Here is a 15,905-nt window from a genome sequence, read left to right as displayed (position 1 = left end):
GCATTCTACTTTTAATGATTATATACTACTGTTAGTACCTAGTCATAAAAATGGATGGTGCGGTATGAAAAAAAGAAGAAGTAAAAAAGAAAGACAAGAATTATTACAACAAACGATAGAAACGAATCCTTTTATTACGGATGAAGATTTAGCAGAAAAATTTCAAGTGAGTATACAAACTGTACGTCTTGATCGTATGGAATTATCTATTCCTGAATTAAGAGAAAGAATTAAACATGTAGCTACAAAGCAACATGAAGAAGATGTGAAATCTTTACCGTTAGAAGAGGTTGTCGGAGAAATTATTGATATAGAATTAGATAGACATGCGATTTCTATTTTTGAAGTGAAGGTAGAACACGTATTTAAAAGAAATCAAATTGCCCGTGGGCATCATTTGTTTGCACAAGCAAACTCACTAGCTGTTGCGGTTATTGATGAAGAATTAGCTTTAACTGCAAAGTCTACCATTCGATACATTCGTCCTGTAAAATTAGGAGAGCGTGTTGTTGCAAAAGCGCGCGTGGAAGATGTAGAGAATGATAAAGGGCGGACGGTTGTCAAAGTGCGTAGCTTTGTTGGAGAAGAACTTGTTTTTACAGGCACTTTTGAAATGTATCGATCTAGTAATTATAGTGAGGAAGGTAACAACTTATGAAAATCGCAATAGATGCAATGGGCGGCGATCATGCTCCAAAGGCTGTCGTACTAGGAGCAATGAAAGCTATTAAGGAATATTCTGATTTACATATTACGTTAGTGGGGAAAGAAGAGGAAATTCGTCAATACTTAACGAGTGAAGAACGAATTACTATACTTCATACAGACGAAAAAATTGAATCGACAGATGAACCAGTAAGAGCGGTTCGTCGAAAAAAACAAGCTTCAATGGTACTTGCGGCGCAGCAAGTGAAAGACGGTGTAGCGGATGCTTGTATATCAGCTGGTAGTACAGGAGCTTTAATGGCGGCTGGATTGTTTGTTGTAGGTCGTATGGAAGGAATTGAGCGACCAGCTTTATCCCCTACAATGCCAACTGTTGATGGAGAAGGTTTTGTTATGTTAGATGTTGGAGCGAACGTTGATGCAAAACCGATTCATTTATATCAATATGCAGTAATGGGATCTGTATATGCTGAGAAAGTAAGAGGAATTAAAAATCCTCGCGTTGGACTTTTAAACGTTGGAACAGAAGATGGTAAAGGTAACGAGCTTTCAAAACAAGTCTTTGCAATGCTTAAAGATGCCCCAATTAATTTCGTTGGGAACGTTGAATCAAGAGATTTATTGCAAGGTGTAGCAGATGTTGTTGTATGTGATGGTTTTACAGGGAATGTAGCACTGAAATCATTAGAAGGAACAGCACTTGCATTATTCTCTATGTTAAAAGAGCAGTTAATGAGTTCGTTTACGAGCAAATTAGCAGCAGCGGTATTAAAGCCAAAACTTATGGTATTAAAAGATAAAATGGATTATTCGGAGTATGGAGGAGCGGCATTATTTGGATTGAAGGCTCCTGTCATTAAGGCTCACGGTTCTTCCAATGACCAATCGATATTTAGTGCGATTCGTCAAACGAGAGAAATGGTAGCGAAAGAAGTTATTCCTACTATTTCAAGCGTAATGGAGAAAGAGCCACTCCAATAAGAGGAGGATTTGAAATGGGAAAACTAGCATTTCTTTTTCCGGGCCAAGGTTCACAGGCAGTTGGAATGGGTAAACAGTTAGCAGAGAATAATAAAGAGGTTGCAAATGTATTTGCAAAAGCAGATGAGGTGTTGCAAGACTCACTTTCAGAAGTGATTTTTGAAGGGCCGCAGGAAAAGCTTACGTTAACAACAAATGCGCAACCTGCTTTATTAACAACGAGTTTTGCTATTTTAACAGCTTTAAAAGAGTATGATATTACACCAGACTTTGTCGCAGGGCATAGTTTAGGTGAGTATAGCGCTCTTGTAGCAGCGGGTGCATTAACTTTTGAGGATGCAGTATATGCTGTAAGGAAACGTGGGGAATATATGGAAGAAGCTGTTCCTGGCGGAGAAGGTGCAATGGTAGCTATTTTAGGTGCTGATCCACATATGCTGAAACAAGTTACAGAAGAAGTAACAAGTGAAGGATATGCAGTACAAATTGCTAATATGAATAGTACGAAGCAAATTGTGATTTCTGGAACAAAGCAAGGAGTCGAGATTGCTTCTCAAAGAGCGAAAGAAAATGGTGCAAAGAGAGCAATTCCGCTTAAAGTAAGTGGACCGTTCCACTCTGCGCTTATGAAGCCAGCGGCGGAGAAATTCCAAAGTGTCTTAAATGAAATTACAATTCAAGATACGAATATTCCGGTAATCGCAAATGTAACAGCAGACGTTATTACAAGTGGTGCACATATTCAAGAAAAGTTAATCGAGCAGCTCTATTCGCCTGTTTTATGGTATCCATCCATTGAATATATGGTGAGTCAAGGGGTAGATACATTTATTGAGATTGGACCTGGGAAAGTACTTGTTGGACTTATGAAGTCAATTGATTCATCAGTGAAAGCATACGCGATATACGATGAAGAGACATTACAAGATACCATTTCGAATTTGAGAGGAGAAAGTTGATGTTAAAAGGGAAAGTAGCATTAGTAACGGGTGCTTCACGTGGAATTGGTCGTGCAATTGCGATTGATTTAGCAAAACAAGGGGCAAATGTTGTAGTAAATTATGCTGGTAACGAGCAAAAGGCAAATGAAGTAGTTGATGAAATAAAGAAATTAGGTTCGGATGCAATTGCAGTAAGAGCAGATGTTGCAAATGCTGAAGACGTTACAAATATGGTGAAACAAACTGTAGATGTATTTGGACAAGTTGATATTCTTGTAAATAATGCAGGTGTAACAAAAGATAATTTATTAATGCGTATGAAAGAAGAAGAATGGGATACAGTTATTAATACAAACCTAAAAGGTGTATTCTTATGTACAAAGGCAGTATCTCGATATATGATGCGTCAACGTCATGGACGTATTGTAAATATCGCTTCTGTTGTCGGAGTAACGGGAAACCCAGGACAAGCAAACTATGTTGCTGCTAAAGCGGGTGTAATCGGATTAACAAAAACATCAGCGAAAGAGTTAGCGAGCCGTAATATTACTGTAAATGCAATTGCTCCTGGATTTATTGCGACAGATATGACAGACGTATTAGATGAAAATATAAAAGCTGAAATGTTAAAATTAATTCCTGCAGCTCAGTTTGGTGAGGCACAAGATATCGCAAATGCTGTAACGTTTTTTGCTTCTGATCAAAGCAAATATATTACAGGTCAAACGTTAAATGTTGATGGCGGTATGGTAATGTAATAAAAGAATCGATTTCAGCTAGTTTTTTTGGACAATATTTAATATAATATTTGAGGGGAGGTGAATGGAATGGCAGATGTTTTAGAGCGTGTAACAAAAATTATCGTTGATCGTTTAGGAGTAGAAGAAACAGAAGTAGTACCAGCTGCAAGCTTCAAGGAAGATTTAGGAGCAGACTCCCTAGATGTAGTAGAACTTGTAATGCAATTAGAAGACGAATTCGAAATGGAAATTTCTGATGAAGATGCTGAAAAGATTGCTACTGTTGGCGATGCTGTGACTTACATAGAGAGTCATCTATAATGCTTGAATGAAGTCCCGTTTTTTAGCGGGGCTTCTCGGCTTATATCTGGAGGGACCTATGCCGTACCGTAAATATAGAGAAAAAAAATACGAAACAAAATATCGTGAAGCGTTTAAAGTATTTCAAGAAAAAATAGGTATTACGTTTACAGATGAAAAATTATTGATTCAAGCATTTACGCATTCATCGTATGTGAATGAGCATCGAAAAAAACCGCATGAAGACAATGAGCGTCTCGAATTCCTTGGAGATGCAGTATTGGAACTTACTGTATCGCAGTATCTGTTTCAAAAATATCCGACAATGAGCGAAGGAGAGTTAACAAAACTACGTGCAGCTATTGTATGTGAACCATCTCTTGTTCGTTTTGCAAACGAGTTGTCATTTGGTAGCCTAGTTTTATTAGGAAAAGGTGAGGAAATGACAGGCGGACGTGAACGACCAGCTTTATTAGCGGATGTCTTTGAAGCGTTTATTGGTGCCCTTTATCTTGATCAAGGGCTAGAAACAGTATGGGGCTTCTTAAAAGAAATTGTATACCCTAAAATTAATGAAGGTGCTTTTTCTCATGTGATGGATTATAAGAGTCAATTACAAGAGTTGATTCAGCGTGATGGTAGTGGCAATATTGAGTATCAAATTTTGCAAGAAAAAGGACCGGCTCACAATCGAGAATTTGTGTCACGTGTTACGTTAAATAACGTGGCCTTAGGTCTTGGTAGTGGCAAGTCGAAAAAAGAAGCAGAGCAACAAGCTGCTGCAGAAGCGTTGAAAAAGTTAAAAGAACAACTATAAGGAATCCCCCTTTGAATGAGGGGGATTCCTTGTGCATAGAATGAAACTTTCCTTTCGTTTATAAATGTAAGGAAATGAAATCCGTATAATCGTTTGTTTTTGTATAAACAACATTTATAGCAACGGAGAATAGGAGGAAGGCCTTTCGTGTTTTTAAAAAGATTAGAAATAGCAGGATTTAAGTCTTTTGCTGAGCGTGTATCTGTCGATTTTGTCCCAGGTGTAACGTCTGTAGTAGGACCTAATGGAAGTGGGAAAAGTAATATTACTGATGCCATTCGTTGGGTACTTGGTGAACAATCGGCAAAATCATTACGTGGTGCAAAGATGGAAGATATTATTTTTGCAGGTAGTGATACGAGAAGAGCGGTTAATGTTGCTGAAGTAACATTAACTTTAAATAATGAAGATCAACGTTTACCGATTGAATATAATGAGGTGTGTGTAACGCGTCGTGTATCTCGTTCTGGTGATAGTGATTTTTATATTAATAAACAATCATGCAGGTTGAAAGATATTATCGATTTATTTATGGACTCTGGTATGGGAAGAGAAGCTTTTTCGATTATTAGCCAGGGGAAAGTTGAAGAAATTTTAAGTAGTAAATCAGAAGAACGTCGTGGTGTATTTGAAGAAGCGGCGGGAGTGCTGAAATACAAACTTCGTAAAAAGAAAGCTGAAGGTAAATTAGCAGACACACAAGAAAACTTAAATCGTGTACAAGATATAATTCACGAATTAAGTAGTCAAGTAGAACCTTTAGAAAGACAAGCTTCTATTGCAAAGGATTATCTCGAGAAAAAAGAAGAATTAGAGAAAGTAGAAGCGGCGCTTATTGTACATGAAATTGAAGAATTACATGAGAAATGGGAAGCGCTTCGAAATCAGTTTGGGCATAATAAAAACGAAGAAGCGAAAATGTCAACGCATTTACAAAAAGGTGAAGAAGAGCTAGAAGAATTACGAGGCCAATTACAAGCAGTAGATGAGTCTGTAGATTCCCTGCAAGAAGTACTTTTACTTTCTAGTAAAGAGCTAGAAAAGTTAGAAGGACAGCGTGAGCTATTAAAAGAGAGAAAGCAAAATGCAACGACGCATTGTGCACAACTCGAACAGTTAATTGTTGAATTAACAGAGAAAGCTACAAGTTATGATGGTGAAATTGAATCGAGTACAGAAGTATTGATGCAATTTGTAAATCATGTAAAAGAGTTGGAGACGAAATTGCATGATAATGAGCAATTACTTGCAACGTTTGCTGACAATTTAGAAGAGCAAATTGAGAATTTAAAAGGTGACTATATTGAACTTTTAAATCAACAAGCTAGTCATCGTAATGAGTTATCTATGATTGAAGAACAATCTAAACAACAAAACTCAAAAAATGAACGCCTTGATGAAGAAAATGCGAAATATGTAGAAATGCGTATGGAAATTACAGCGAAAAAGACAAAACTTGTGGAAAGTTATGAACAAGTAAAAGAAAAAGTAGCTGGAATCCTTTCGAATATACAAAAGACAGAAGCGGCACTTGGGAAATGCAAGGCGCAGTATAGTGAAAACGAAACAAAACTGTATCAAGCATATCAATTTGTACAACAGGCACGTTCTCGAAAAGAAATGCTAGAAGAGATGCAAGAGGACTACTCTGGTTTCTATCAAGGGGTACGTGAAGTATTAAAAGCTAGAGAAAGTAGGTTGCAAGGTATTGAGGGTGCTGTTGCAGAACTGCTAACGGTACCGAAAGAATATGAAATTGCAATGGAAATTGCTCTAGGTGCAGCGATGCAGCATATAGTTGTACAAAAAGAAGAACATGCTCGTAATGCAATTGCGTTTTTAAAACAAAATAAACATGGACGAGCAACGTTTTTACCGCAAGCTGTTATTAAAGGTAGATCGTTATCATTTGAGCAATTACGTATTGTAAATCAGCACCCATCGTTTGTAGGTGTGGCAGCAGAACTCGTGCAATATAACAATAAATATGAAAATGTAGTTTCAAATTTATTAGGTACTGTTATTGTTGCAAAAGATTTACGCGGAGCGAATGAGTTGGCGAAACAATTGCAATACCGTTATCGCATAGTAACAATCGAAGGTGATGTAGTAAACCCTGGCGGTTCTATGACGGGTGGAGCGGTAAAACAAGCAAAATCTTCTTTATTAGGGCGTCAACGTGAATTAGAAGAGTGGACGAGCAAGTTAACTGATATGGAAGAAAAAACGACGAAGTTAGAAAACTTTGTTAAAGCAGTAAAACAAGAGATTCAAGAAAAAGAAGTGCAAATACGCGAACTAAGGCAAAGTGTAGAAGTAGAGCGTGTAGATGAACAGAAATTAAGAGAAGAAATTAGTCGCTTAGAATTAGAAGAACATCGTATTAATGATCGTTTATCTATTTACGATTTAGAGATTGAAGGGTTCTTGCAAGACCAAGTGAAAATGCAAGGCCGTAAAGAAGAGTTAGAAAAGATTTTGGCGACTCTTCAGGCGGAGATTACGGAATTAGATAGCAAAATCACAACTTTAACAAAACAAAAAAGTGAGCAACATTCTTCGAAAGAAAAAGTTCAAAAAGAAATGACTGAGTTAAAAGTGTTAGCAGCTGAAAAGCAACAACGCTTATCTAATCAAAAAGAAAAAGTAGAACGATTGACGAAGGAAAAAGAAGAAACCGATGCAACGCTTGTCAAAACGAAAGAGGATTTAGCATTCTTAAAACAAGAAATGACATCGAATTCAAGTGGTGAAGAACAAATTACGAATATGATTGAGAAGAAAGCATATGATCGTAATCAAACTTCAGAGTTAATTCGCTCTCGTCGTGAACAACGTGTATCGTTACAAGAGAGAGTAGAACAGTTAGAGCGTAACCTGAAAGAAACAACAGGTAAACATAAATACATTCTTGAGATGTTGAAAGATCAAGAGGTAAAAATAAACCGACTTGATGTAGAGTTAGAAAATAGATTACAACATTTACGTGAAACATATACGATTTCATTTGAAGCGGCAAAACTGAAGTATACAATGGTGATGCCTGCTGAGGATGCACGTAAAAAGGTGAAACTAATTAAACTCTCCATCGAAGAGCTAGGTACAGTAAACTTAGGAGCAATTGATGAGTATGAGCGTGTGGCAGAGCGTCATACATTCTTACTAGAGCAAAAAGATGATCTAGAAGAAGCAAAAACGACATTGCACCAACTTATTACTGAAATGGATGAAGAAATGAAAAAACGCTTTTCTACTACGTTTGAAGGAATTCGAATGGAGTTTCAATCGGTGTTCTCTGAATTATTTGGAGGCGGTAGAGCGGATTTAGTTATGACGAATCCAGAGGACTTATTAAATACGGGTATTGATATCGTAGCGCAACCGCCAGGGAAGAAACTGCAAAACTTAGGTTTACTTTCAGGTGGAGAGCGTGCTTTAACGGCAATTGCGCTGCTATTTGGTATTTTAAAAGTGCGCCCAGTCCCATTCTGTGTATTAGATGAGGTAGAGGCTGCTCTTGATGAGGCAAACGTTGCCCGTTTTGCTCAGTATTTAAAGAAATTTAGTGATGAGACACAGTTTATTGTAATTACACATAGAAAAGGTACAATGGAAGAGTCTGACGTATTGTACGGTGTAACAATGCAAGAGTCAGGGGTATCTAAACTTGTTTCGGTTCGTTTAGATGATGGAGAAGAACTAGTTGCAAGCAAATAGAAAGGATGGGACAGTATGAGCTTTTTTAAAAAACTAAAAGAAAAAATTTCAAAACAAACAGATACGGTAACAGAGAAGTTTAAACAAGGATTAGAAAAAACGAGAAATTCGTTTGCAGATAAAGTAAATGATTTAGTCTTTCGTTACCGTAAAGTAGATGAAGATTTCTTCGAAGAATTAGAAGAAATTTTAATCGGTGCAGATGTTGGCGTTTCGACAGTGATGGAATTAATCGACCAGCTGAAAGAAGAAGTGCAACGCCGTAATATTCAAGATCCAAAAGAAGTACAAGCTGTTATTTCGGAAAAATTAATAGAGATTTATAAAGGTGACAGTGATTTTACTAATGAAATTAATGAGCAAAAGGATGGCTTGACAGTTGTTTTATTTGTTGGTGTGAATGGTGTAGGTAAAACGACAACAATTGGTAAGATGGCTCATAAGTTTAAATCAGAAGGTAAGTCTGTCTTATTAGCAGCAGGAGATACATTTCGTGCTGGAGCGATTGAACAATTAGAAGTATGGGGCGATCGCGTTGGGGTAGAAGTGATTAAACAAGGATCAGGGTCTGATCCAGCAGCGGTTATGTATGACGCTGTACAAGCTGCAAAAGCACGTAAAGTAGATGTATTACTATGTGATACAGCAGGACGTTTACAAAATAAAGTAAACTTAATGAAAGAGTTAGAGAAGGTAAAGCGTGTAATTGAGCGTGAAGTACCAGGAGCTCCTCATGAAGTATTACTTGTTATTGATGCAACAACAGGACAAAACGGTTTAAGTCAAGCGAAAACATTCCGTGAAGCAACGAATGTGACTGGTATTGTTTTAACGAAGTTAGATGGAACTGCTAAAGGTGGTATTGTATTAGCAATTCGTAACGAAATGGATGTACCGGTGAAATTCGTTGGATTAGGAGAGCAAATGGATGATCTGCAACAGTTCGATCCAGAACAATATGTATATGGTTTATTTGCGAACTTAGTAGAAACAGAAGAAGTATAAGTGAAAGAAGCGGTATTTTCCGCTTCTTTTTCTATAAAAATATGAGATGTTAAGAAAAAAACTTGACACTCTTTTGTACTCCATGTAAACTAATTCATGTAAAGGGAAATCACTTAACAAAGGATGATCCAACATGCTCGAAAAAACAACGAGAATGAACTATTTATTTGATTTTTATCAATCGTTGTTAACGCAAAAACAAAGAAGTTATATGTCGCTTTATTATCTAGATGATTTATCTCTTGGTGAAATTGCGGAAGAATTTGATGTAAGTCGCCAAGCCGTGTATGATAACATTAAACGGACTGAAGCGATGCTTGAAGAATATGAAGAAAAATTAGTATTACTTCAAAAGTTTCAAGAGCGACAGCGACTTGTTGCAAAGCTAAAACAGCTAATCAGCGAAGAAGAGCATGTGAATGAAGAAATGAAACAAGTTGTTGAAGCTATCGAAAAATTAGATTAGGAGGGCGGCAATATGGCATTTGAAGGATTAGCCGACCGACTTCAACAGACGATGCAAAAAATCCGCGGCAAAGGAAAAGTTTCTGAAGCCGATGTGAAAGAAATGATGAGAGAAGTTCGTCTAGCTCTTTTAGAAGCGGACGTTAACTTTAAAGTAGTAAAAGATTTTGTAAAGCGTGTATCTGAACGTGCTGTCGGACAAGATGTAATGAAAAGTTTGACACCTGGACAACAAGTAATTAAGGTTGTACAGGAAGAACTTACAGAACTTATGGGCGGAGAGCAAAGCAAAATTGCTGTTGCTAATAAGCCACCGACTGTTATTATGATGGTTGGTCTGCAAGGTGCAGGTAAAACAACGACGACAGGTAAGCTTGCGAATTTGCTTCGTAAAAAGCATAACCGTAAACCAATGCTTGTTGCGGCGGATATTTACCGTCCTGCAGCGATTAAACAGCTTGAAACATTAGGGAAGCAATTGGACATGCCTGTATTCTCTTTAGGAGATCAAGTAAGTCCTGTTGAAATTGCGAAACAAGCGATTGCAAAAGCGAAAGAAGATCATCATGATTATGTTTTAATTGATACAGCAGGTCGCCTGCATATTGATGAAGAACTAATGGATGAATTAGCGCAAGTGAAAGAAGTTGCGAAACCGGATGAAATTTTCCTTGTTGTCGATGCGATGACAGGACAAGACGCGGTTAATGTTGCACAAAGTTTCCATGAACAGCTAGGTTTAACAGGGGTTGTATTAACGAAGCTGGATGGTGATACGCGCGGTGGTGCGGCATTGTCTATTAAAGCTGTTACAAATACGCCAATTAAATTTGCTGGTATGGGTGAAAAACTAGATGCACTTGAAGCGTTCCATCCAGAACGTATGGCATCCCGTATTTTAGGGATGGGAGACGTCTTAACATTAATTGAAAAAGCGCAAGCTACAGTTGATGAAGAGAAAGCAAAAGAACTTGAGCAAAAAATGCGTACGCTTTCGTTTACACTTGACGATTTCCTAGAACAACTTGGACAAGTGCGTCAACTTGGACCGCTTGATGAATTGTTAGGAATGCTTCCTGGTGCAAATAAAATTAAAGGGCTGAAAAATGCACAAGTTGATGAAAAACAAATTGGGCATATTGAGGCAATTATTCGTTCTATGACTAAATTAGAGCGAGAACAACCGGAAATAATCAATGCTAGTCGTAAAAAACGCATTGCCAAAGGTAGCGGTACAACGGTACAAGAAATCAATCGTTTAATCAAGCAATTTGATGATATGAAAAAAATGATGAAAACGATGACTGGAATGCAAAAAGGTAAGAAAAAAGGACTAGGTGGATTGAAGTTTCCATTCATGTAAGGAAAAAAGATGGCTCTGTTAAGAAAAAATACTTTACAAAGCAATAGTCTTTTTGCTAATATAATTATCTGTGTGAAATAAATTCGGAGGTGCTTTATAAATGGCAGTTAAAATTCGTTTAAAACGTATGGGAGCTAAAAAAACTCCTTTCTATCGTGTAGTTGTTGCAGATTCTCGTTCTCCTCGTGACGGACGTTTCATTGAGGAAATCGGTACTTACAATCCGGTTGCTCAACCAGCTGAAGTTAAGATCAACGAAGAAGCAGCATTAAAATGGTTAGGAAATGGTGCTAAACCATCTGATACAGTTCGTAACTTATTCTCTAACCAAGGTATCATGGAGAAATTCCACTTATCTAAACAAGGTAAGTAATTGAGGCAATGACTATGAAGAAGTTAGTCGAGACGATTGTCAAGCCTCTTGTCGATTATCCTGAAGATGTAAAAGTTACACAGGAACTTTACAACGGAGAGATAAAGTATCGATTAACTGTACATCCTGAGGATGTTGGAAAAGTCATTGGAAAACAAGGGAAAGTTGCGAAAGCAATTCGAATGCTCTTGTATTCAGTGGGACATCACAATAGTGAAAAAGTAACACTGGAAATTCAATAAACGTAAAAAGGGCGAGGAGTTATTTCCTCTCCCTTTTTTAACATTTAAAGAGAAATTGCATGTTCCATATGTGAAATGGGGATGCTTAATTTATATAGAAACCAGGGGTGACATACTGTTTATGACAAAATGGTTTAACGTAGGGAAAATTGTAAATACTCATGGCGTAAAAGGAGAAATTCGTGTGGTTTCTCGTACTGATTTTCCAGAAGAGCGATATAAGGTAGGGAATACGTTATACATATCGAATGAAAAAGGTGGAGAGCCTTTCCCAGTAAAGATTACTTCTCATCGTCAACATAAAACATTTGATTTATTGACATTTGAAGGATATGGGAATGTAAATGAAGTAGAACAGTTTAAAGGTTCTCTTTTAAAAGTACCTGAAGATCAATTAGGCGAACTAGCTGAAGGCGAATACTACTATCATGAAATTATTGGTTGCAACGTTGTAACGGAAGAAGGAGAAGCGTTAGGGACAATAAAAGAAGTTTTATCTCCTGGTGCAAATGATGTTTGGGTAATTAAACGTCCAAAAGGTCAAGATCTGTTAATTCCTTATATTGATGATGTTGTACTTCAAGTTAACATTGAGAATAAATTAGTAACCATTCATGTAATGGAAGGGCTACTATAATGAAAATTGACATTTTAACTTTGTTTCCAGATATGTTTACAGGTGTGTTTGGATCTTCAATTTTAAAGAAAGCACAAGAAAAAGAAGCGGTAGAGCTCCGTGTTGTCAATTTCCGCGATTATACAACGAGTAAGCATAATAGTGTGGATGATTATCCGTATGGTGGCGGCGCTGGGATGGTGTTAACTCCTCAGCCTATTTTTGATGCTGTAGAAGATTTAACGAAAGAAACGGAGCGGAAGCCGCGAGTTGTCTTAATGTGTCCGCAAGGTGAAAGGTTTACTCAGAAGAAAGCGGAAGAGCTTGCAGAGGAAGAACATTTAATCTTTGTATGTGGGCATTATGAAGGATATGACGAACGAATTCGTGAACATCTCGTAACAGATGAGATTTCTATCGGTGACTATGTATTAACGGGTGGAGAGTTAGCCTCTATGGTTATAACTGATAGTGTCGTACGTCTCCTTCCAGGAGTACTAGGAAATCATGCTTCACAAGTCGAGGATTCGTTTAGTACAGGTTTATTAGAGCATCCTCATTATACACGTCCAGCTGATTTTCGTGGTATGAAAGTGCCAGATGTATTAATGTCGGGAAATCATAAAAATATTGATGAATGGCGACATAAAGAATCGTTGCGTCGTACGTACACGCGTAGACCGGATTTACTAGAAGAACGAGAATTGTCTAAGCAAGAAAAGAAGTGGCTAGAACAGATTAAAGAAGGCAAATAAGTGCTTGATATATTTTCTATTGCAACAGCCTTAGCAATATGCTATTATAACACTTGTGCTGCTGAAATCAGTAGCCGTATTAACGATGTTCCGCTGTAATTTATTTAGACTTTATAAGAGCATCTGTTTAAAGGAGAGAATTTAATATGCAACAATTAATCGCAGAAATTACAAAAGGCCAATTAAAAACTGACCTTCCTTCATTCCGTCCTGGAGACACTTTACGTGTACACGTAAAAGTAGTTGAGGGAACTCGTGAAAGAATTCAGCTTTTCGAAGGTGTTGTAATTAAACGTCGTGGTGGCGGAATCAGTGAAACATTCACAGTTCGTAAGATTTCTTACGGTGTAGGTGTAGAGCGTACATTCCCAGTTCACACGCCAAGAATCGCGAAAATCGAAGTACTTCGCCGTGGTAAAGTACGTCGTGCTAAGTTATACTACTTACGTAACCTTCGCGGTAAAAAAGCACGTATTAAAGAAATTCGATAAGACATGTATGGGAGCTTGTAAATGCACAAGCTCCCTTTTTCCAATCTATATAAAATTTTGATATAATACGATCAGCTTACATAATCGTGGAGGGGAAAAGCATGAAGAAAGAAAAGAGTTCACTTTGGGAATGGATCAAGGCAATTTTGATAGCTGTTGTATTAGCAGGTGTTATTAGACAGTTTTTCTTTGCGCCAATTCTCGTAGATGGAGTATCGATGGCGTCTACATTACATGATCGCGATCGAATGATTGTTAATAAAATTGGTTATCACATAGGAGATCCGAAACGATTTGATATTATTGTATTCCGAGCAACGGAAGATAAAGATTATATTAAGCGTATTATCGGCCTGCCAGGCGATGAAATAGAGTATCGTAATGATAAACTATATGTTAACGGAAAGGCTTATGAGGAGCCGTATTTAGACAAGCAGAAAAAACAAATTGCTGACGGACCGCTTACATATGATTTCACTCTTGAAGAAATGACAGGGAAGAAAACTGTTCCAGAAGGTCAATTATTTGTTTTAGGCGATAATCGTCGTTTTAGTAAAGATAGCCGTTCGATTGGTACAATTTCAATGGACCAAGTGATTGGAAAGGCAAATATACTATATTGGCCGTTAAAAGATGCTCGTATTGTGAAATAAAAGAAAAAGAAGGTGGCAACATGGTAATTCAATGGTTCCCGGGACATATGGCAAAGGCTAGACGCCAAGTAACAGAAAAATTAAAGTTAATTGATGTTGTAATTGAGCTTGTAGATGCTCGATTACCTTTATCTTCTCGAAATCCGATGATCGATGAGATTATTACACATAAACCGAGGCTTGTTGTTTTAAATAAAGCGGATATGGCAGACGATCGTTTAACAAAGCAATGGATCGCATATTTTAAAGAAAAAGGCCATATGGCAATTTCAATTAACGCACAGGCTGGACAAGGCATGAAGGAAATTGCGGCGGCTTGTAAAGTGTTAGTGAAAGAGAAATTCGATAAAATGGTTGCAAAAGGTATTAGACCGAGAGCGATTCGTGCATTAATTGTAGGGATACCGAATGTTGGTAAATCTACGTTGATTAATAAGTTAGCGAAGAAAAATATTGCTAAAACAGGGGATCGTCCTGGTGTGACAACAGCTCAGCAATGGATTAAGGTTGGGAAAGAAATGGAGCTGTTAGATACGCCAGGTATTTTATGGCCTAAATTTGAAGACCAATTAGTTGGGTTACGTCTAGCTACGACTGGTGCAATTAAAGATTCTATTTTAAATCTACAAGACGTAGCTGTTTATGCGCTACGTTTTATGGAGAAACATTACCCAGAGCGATTAAAAGAGCGCTATAATTTAAATGACATTCCAGAAGACATCGTGGAGTTATTTGATGCGATTGGAAAAAATAGAGGCTGTTTAATGGGCGGCGGAATGATTGATTATGATAAAACATCTGAACTTATACTTCGTGAGCTTCGTGGTGGCAAACTTGGGAAAATGACGTTTGAAACACCAGAAGAGTTTGCGGAGCAGACAGAAGATGCAGAAAAAGTAGAAGAAGTATAAGACGTGCGTTTGTACGTCTTTTCTTTTTTTGTATATAAAGGGAGTGGCATGAATGCAAAAAGTGACTATTCAAGAGGCGGAACATCTACTACAAGAAATTATGAGTGAAGAGGACGACCGCTTTCAAATATTAATAAAAGATGAACGTAAAGGGGTACAAAAGCTCATTTCTAAGTGGTATAAACAAAAAGAGTTAGCGCAAAAGGAAAAAGAAAAATTTCTAGAAATGTCTAAGTATGAAAATGCGTTACGTGAAAAAGGTCTCACATATATCGCAGGTATAGATGAAGTAGGTCGTGGACCGTTAGCTGGGCCTGTTGTGACGGCAGCTGTCGTTCTTCCTGAGGATTTTTATATTCCGGGGTTAAATGACTCGAAAAAGTTGAGTGAAGCGAAACGTGAGCGTTTTTATGATGAAATTAAAGCGCAAGCAATTGCAATTGGAGTTGGAATTGTATCACCGCAAGTTATTGATGAAATAAATATTTATCAAGCGACGAAACAAGCGATGTTAGATGCTGTTGCGAATTTATCTTGTACACCACAATATTTATTAATTGATGCGATGAAACTCCCTACACCAATTCCGCAAACATCTATTATTAAAGGTGATGCGAAAAGTATTTCTATTTCAGCTGCATCCATTATTGCGAAAGTAACGAGAGATCGTATGATGAAAGAGCTTGGAGAAAAGTATCCTGCATATGGATTTGAACAACATATGGGATATGGCACAAAACAACATTTAGAAGCGATTGAAGCGCATGGCATATTAGAAGAACATCGAAAATCGTTTGCGCCAATTAAAGATATGATTCAAAAATAAGCTGCGAAAACGCAGCTTATTTTGTATTTTGACATATAAACAT

18 protein-coding genes are annotated in these 15,905 nt (G+C 37.4%); all 18 read left to right on the top strand.

Features of this window, described 5'->3' with window-relative positions; genetic code table 11:
* Positions 1 to 64: 64 nt before the first annotated feature.
* On the top strand, positions 65 to 658 hold the full coding sequence (gene fapR, locus NLJ82_RS18660; protein WP_000747352.1) for a transcription factor FapR: 594 nt from the start codon (positions 65 to 67) through the stop codon (positions 656 to 658).
* The gene (gene plsX, locus NLJ82_RS18655) at positions 655 to 1,647 is read left to right on the top strand and encodes a phosphate acyltransferase PlsX (protein WP_000684108.1); all 993 of its coding nucleotides are present in this window, start codon (positions 655 to 657) and stop codon (positions 1,645 to 1,647) included. Before fapR ends, plsX begins: the two co-directional genes overlap by 4 nt.
* Positions 1,648 to 1,661: 14 nt before the next feature.
* Positions 1,662 to 2,606, top strand: coding sequence for an ACP S-malonyltransferase (fabD, locus tag NLJ82_RS18650; protein WP_000516954.1), 945 nt, complete (start codon positions 1,662 to 1,664; stop codon positions 2,604 to 2,606).
* A complete protein-coding gene (fabG, locus tag NLJ82_RS18645) occupies positions 2,606 to 3,346 on the top strand; it encodes a 3-oxoacyl-[acyl-carrier-protein] reductase (RefSeq protein WP_000911784.1) in 741 nt (246 codons plus the stop codon). The genes fabD and fabG overlap by 1 nt, the downstream gene beginning before the upstream one ends.
* Positions 3,347 to 3,415: 69 nt before the next feature.
* Positions 3,416 to 3,649 carry an acyl carrier protein gene (gene acpP, locus NLJ82_RS18640; protein WP_000786062.1) on the top strand — a complete coding sequence of 78 codons (234 nt, stop codon included), beginning with the start codon at positions 3,416 to 3,418 and terminating at the stop codon, positions 3,647 to 3,649.
* A gap of 58 nt (positions 3,650 to 3,707) precedes the next feature.
* Complete coding sequence (rncS, locus tag NLJ82_RS18635; protein ID WP_001146876.1) at positions 3,708 to 4,445, top strand: ribonuclease III; 738 nt, start codon at positions 3,708 to 3,710, stop codon at positions 4,443 to 4,445.
* 147 nt (positions 4,446 to 4,592) lie between these two features.
* Complete coding sequence (gene smc / locus NLJ82_RS18630) at positions 4,593 to 8,162, top strand: chromosome segregation protein SMC (RefSeq protein WP_000479001.1); 3,570 nt, start codon at positions 4,593 to 4,595, stop codon at positions 8,160 to 8,162.
* Positions 8,163 to 8,177: 15 nt separating this feature from the next.
* Entirely contained in the window at positions 8,178 to 9,167 is a 990-nt protein-coding gene (ftsY, locus tag NLJ82_RS18625; RefSeq protein ID WP_000007646.1) for a signal recognition particle-docking protein FtsY, read from the top strand.
* A gap of 133 nt (positions 9,168 to 9,300) precedes the next feature.
* Positions 9,301 to 9,633, top strand: coding sequence for a putative DNA-binding protein (locus tag NLJ82_RS18620; RefSeq protein ID WP_000891062.1), 333 nt, complete (start codon positions 9,301 to 9,303; stop codon positions 9,631 to 9,633).
* Positions 9,634 to 9,645: 12 nt separating this feature from the next.
* Complete coding sequence (gene ffh / locus NLJ82_RS18615) at positions 9,646 to 10,995, top strand: signal recognition particle protein (RefSeq protein WP_000863464.1); 1,350 nt, start codon at positions 9,646 to 9,648, stop codon at positions 10,993 to 10,995.
* A 100-nt stretch (positions 10,996 to 11,095) separates the two neighbouring features.
* Positions 11,096 to 11,368: a 30S ribosomal protein S16 gene (rpsP, locus tag NLJ82_RS18610; RefSeq protein WP_000268750.1), complete on the top strand. Its 273-nt coding sequence runs from the start codon at positions 11,096 to 11,098 to the stop codon at positions 11,366 to 11,368.
* A gap of 14 nt (positions 11,369 to 11,382) precedes the next feature.
* The gene (locus tag NLJ82_RS18605) at positions 11,383 to 11,610 is read left to right on the top strand and encodes a KH domain-containing protein (RefSeq protein WP_000737403.1); all 228 of its coding nucleotides are present in this window, start codon (positions 11,383 to 11,385) and stop codon (positions 11,608 to 11,610) included.
* Positions 11,611 to 11,731: 121 nt separating this feature from the next.
* Positions 11,732 to 12,247, top strand: a complete 516-nt coding sequence (gene rimM, locus NLJ82_RS18600) for a ribosome maturation factor RimM (protein WP_000170268.1) — start codon at positions 11,732 to 11,734, stop codon at positions 12,245 to 12,247.
* Positions 12,247 to 12,981: a tRNA (guanosine(37)-N1)-methyltransferase TrmD gene (gene trmD / locus NLJ82_RS18595; RefSeq protein WP_000686892.1), complete on the top strand. Its 735-nt coding sequence runs from the start codon at positions 12,247 to 12,249 to the stop codon at positions 12,979 to 12,981. The genes rimM and trmD overlap by 1 nt, the downstream gene beginning before the upstream one ends.
* Before the next feature lie 146 nt (positions 12,982 to 13,127).
* Positions 13,128 to 13,472, top strand: a complete 345-nt coding sequence (gene rplS / locus NLJ82_RS18590) for a 50S ribosomal protein L19 (RefSeq protein ID WP_001186516.1) — start codon at positions 13,128 to 13,130, stop codon at positions 13,470 to 13,472.
* Positions 13,473 to 13,573: 101 nt separating this feature from the next.
* Positions 13,574 to 14,125: a signal peptidase I gene (gene lepB / locus NLJ82_RS18585; RefSeq protein WP_000711857.1), complete on the top strand. Its 552-nt coding sequence runs from the start codon at positions 13,574 to 13,576 to the stop codon at positions 14,123 to 14,125.
* Between the two features lie 20 nt (positions 14,126 to 14,145).
* On the top strand, positions 14,146 to 15,036 hold the full coding sequence (ylqF, locus tag NLJ82_RS18580; RefSeq protein WP_000236698.1) for a ribosome biogenesis GTPase YlqF: 891 nt from the start codon (positions 14,146 to 14,148) through the stop codon (positions 15,034 to 15,036).
* 52 nt (positions 15,037 to 15,088) lie between these two features.
* Entirely contained in the window at positions 15,089 to 15,862 is a 774-nt protein-coding gene (gene rnhB / locus NLJ82_RS18575; RefSeq protein ID WP_001174724.1) for a ribonuclease HII, read from the top strand.
* The last annotated feature ends 43 nt before the right edge of the window (positions 15,863 to 15,905 follow it).

This window comes from Bacillus paranthracis (assembly GCF_024296885.1).
GTDB classification, from domain to species: domain Bacteria; phylum Bacillota; class Bacilli; order Bacillales; family Bacillaceae_G; genus Bacillus_A; species Bacillus_A paranthracis.
The sequence above is the reverse complement of the archived record's forward strand: the minus strand, read 5'-3'. Positions and strand labels throughout refer to the sequence as shown.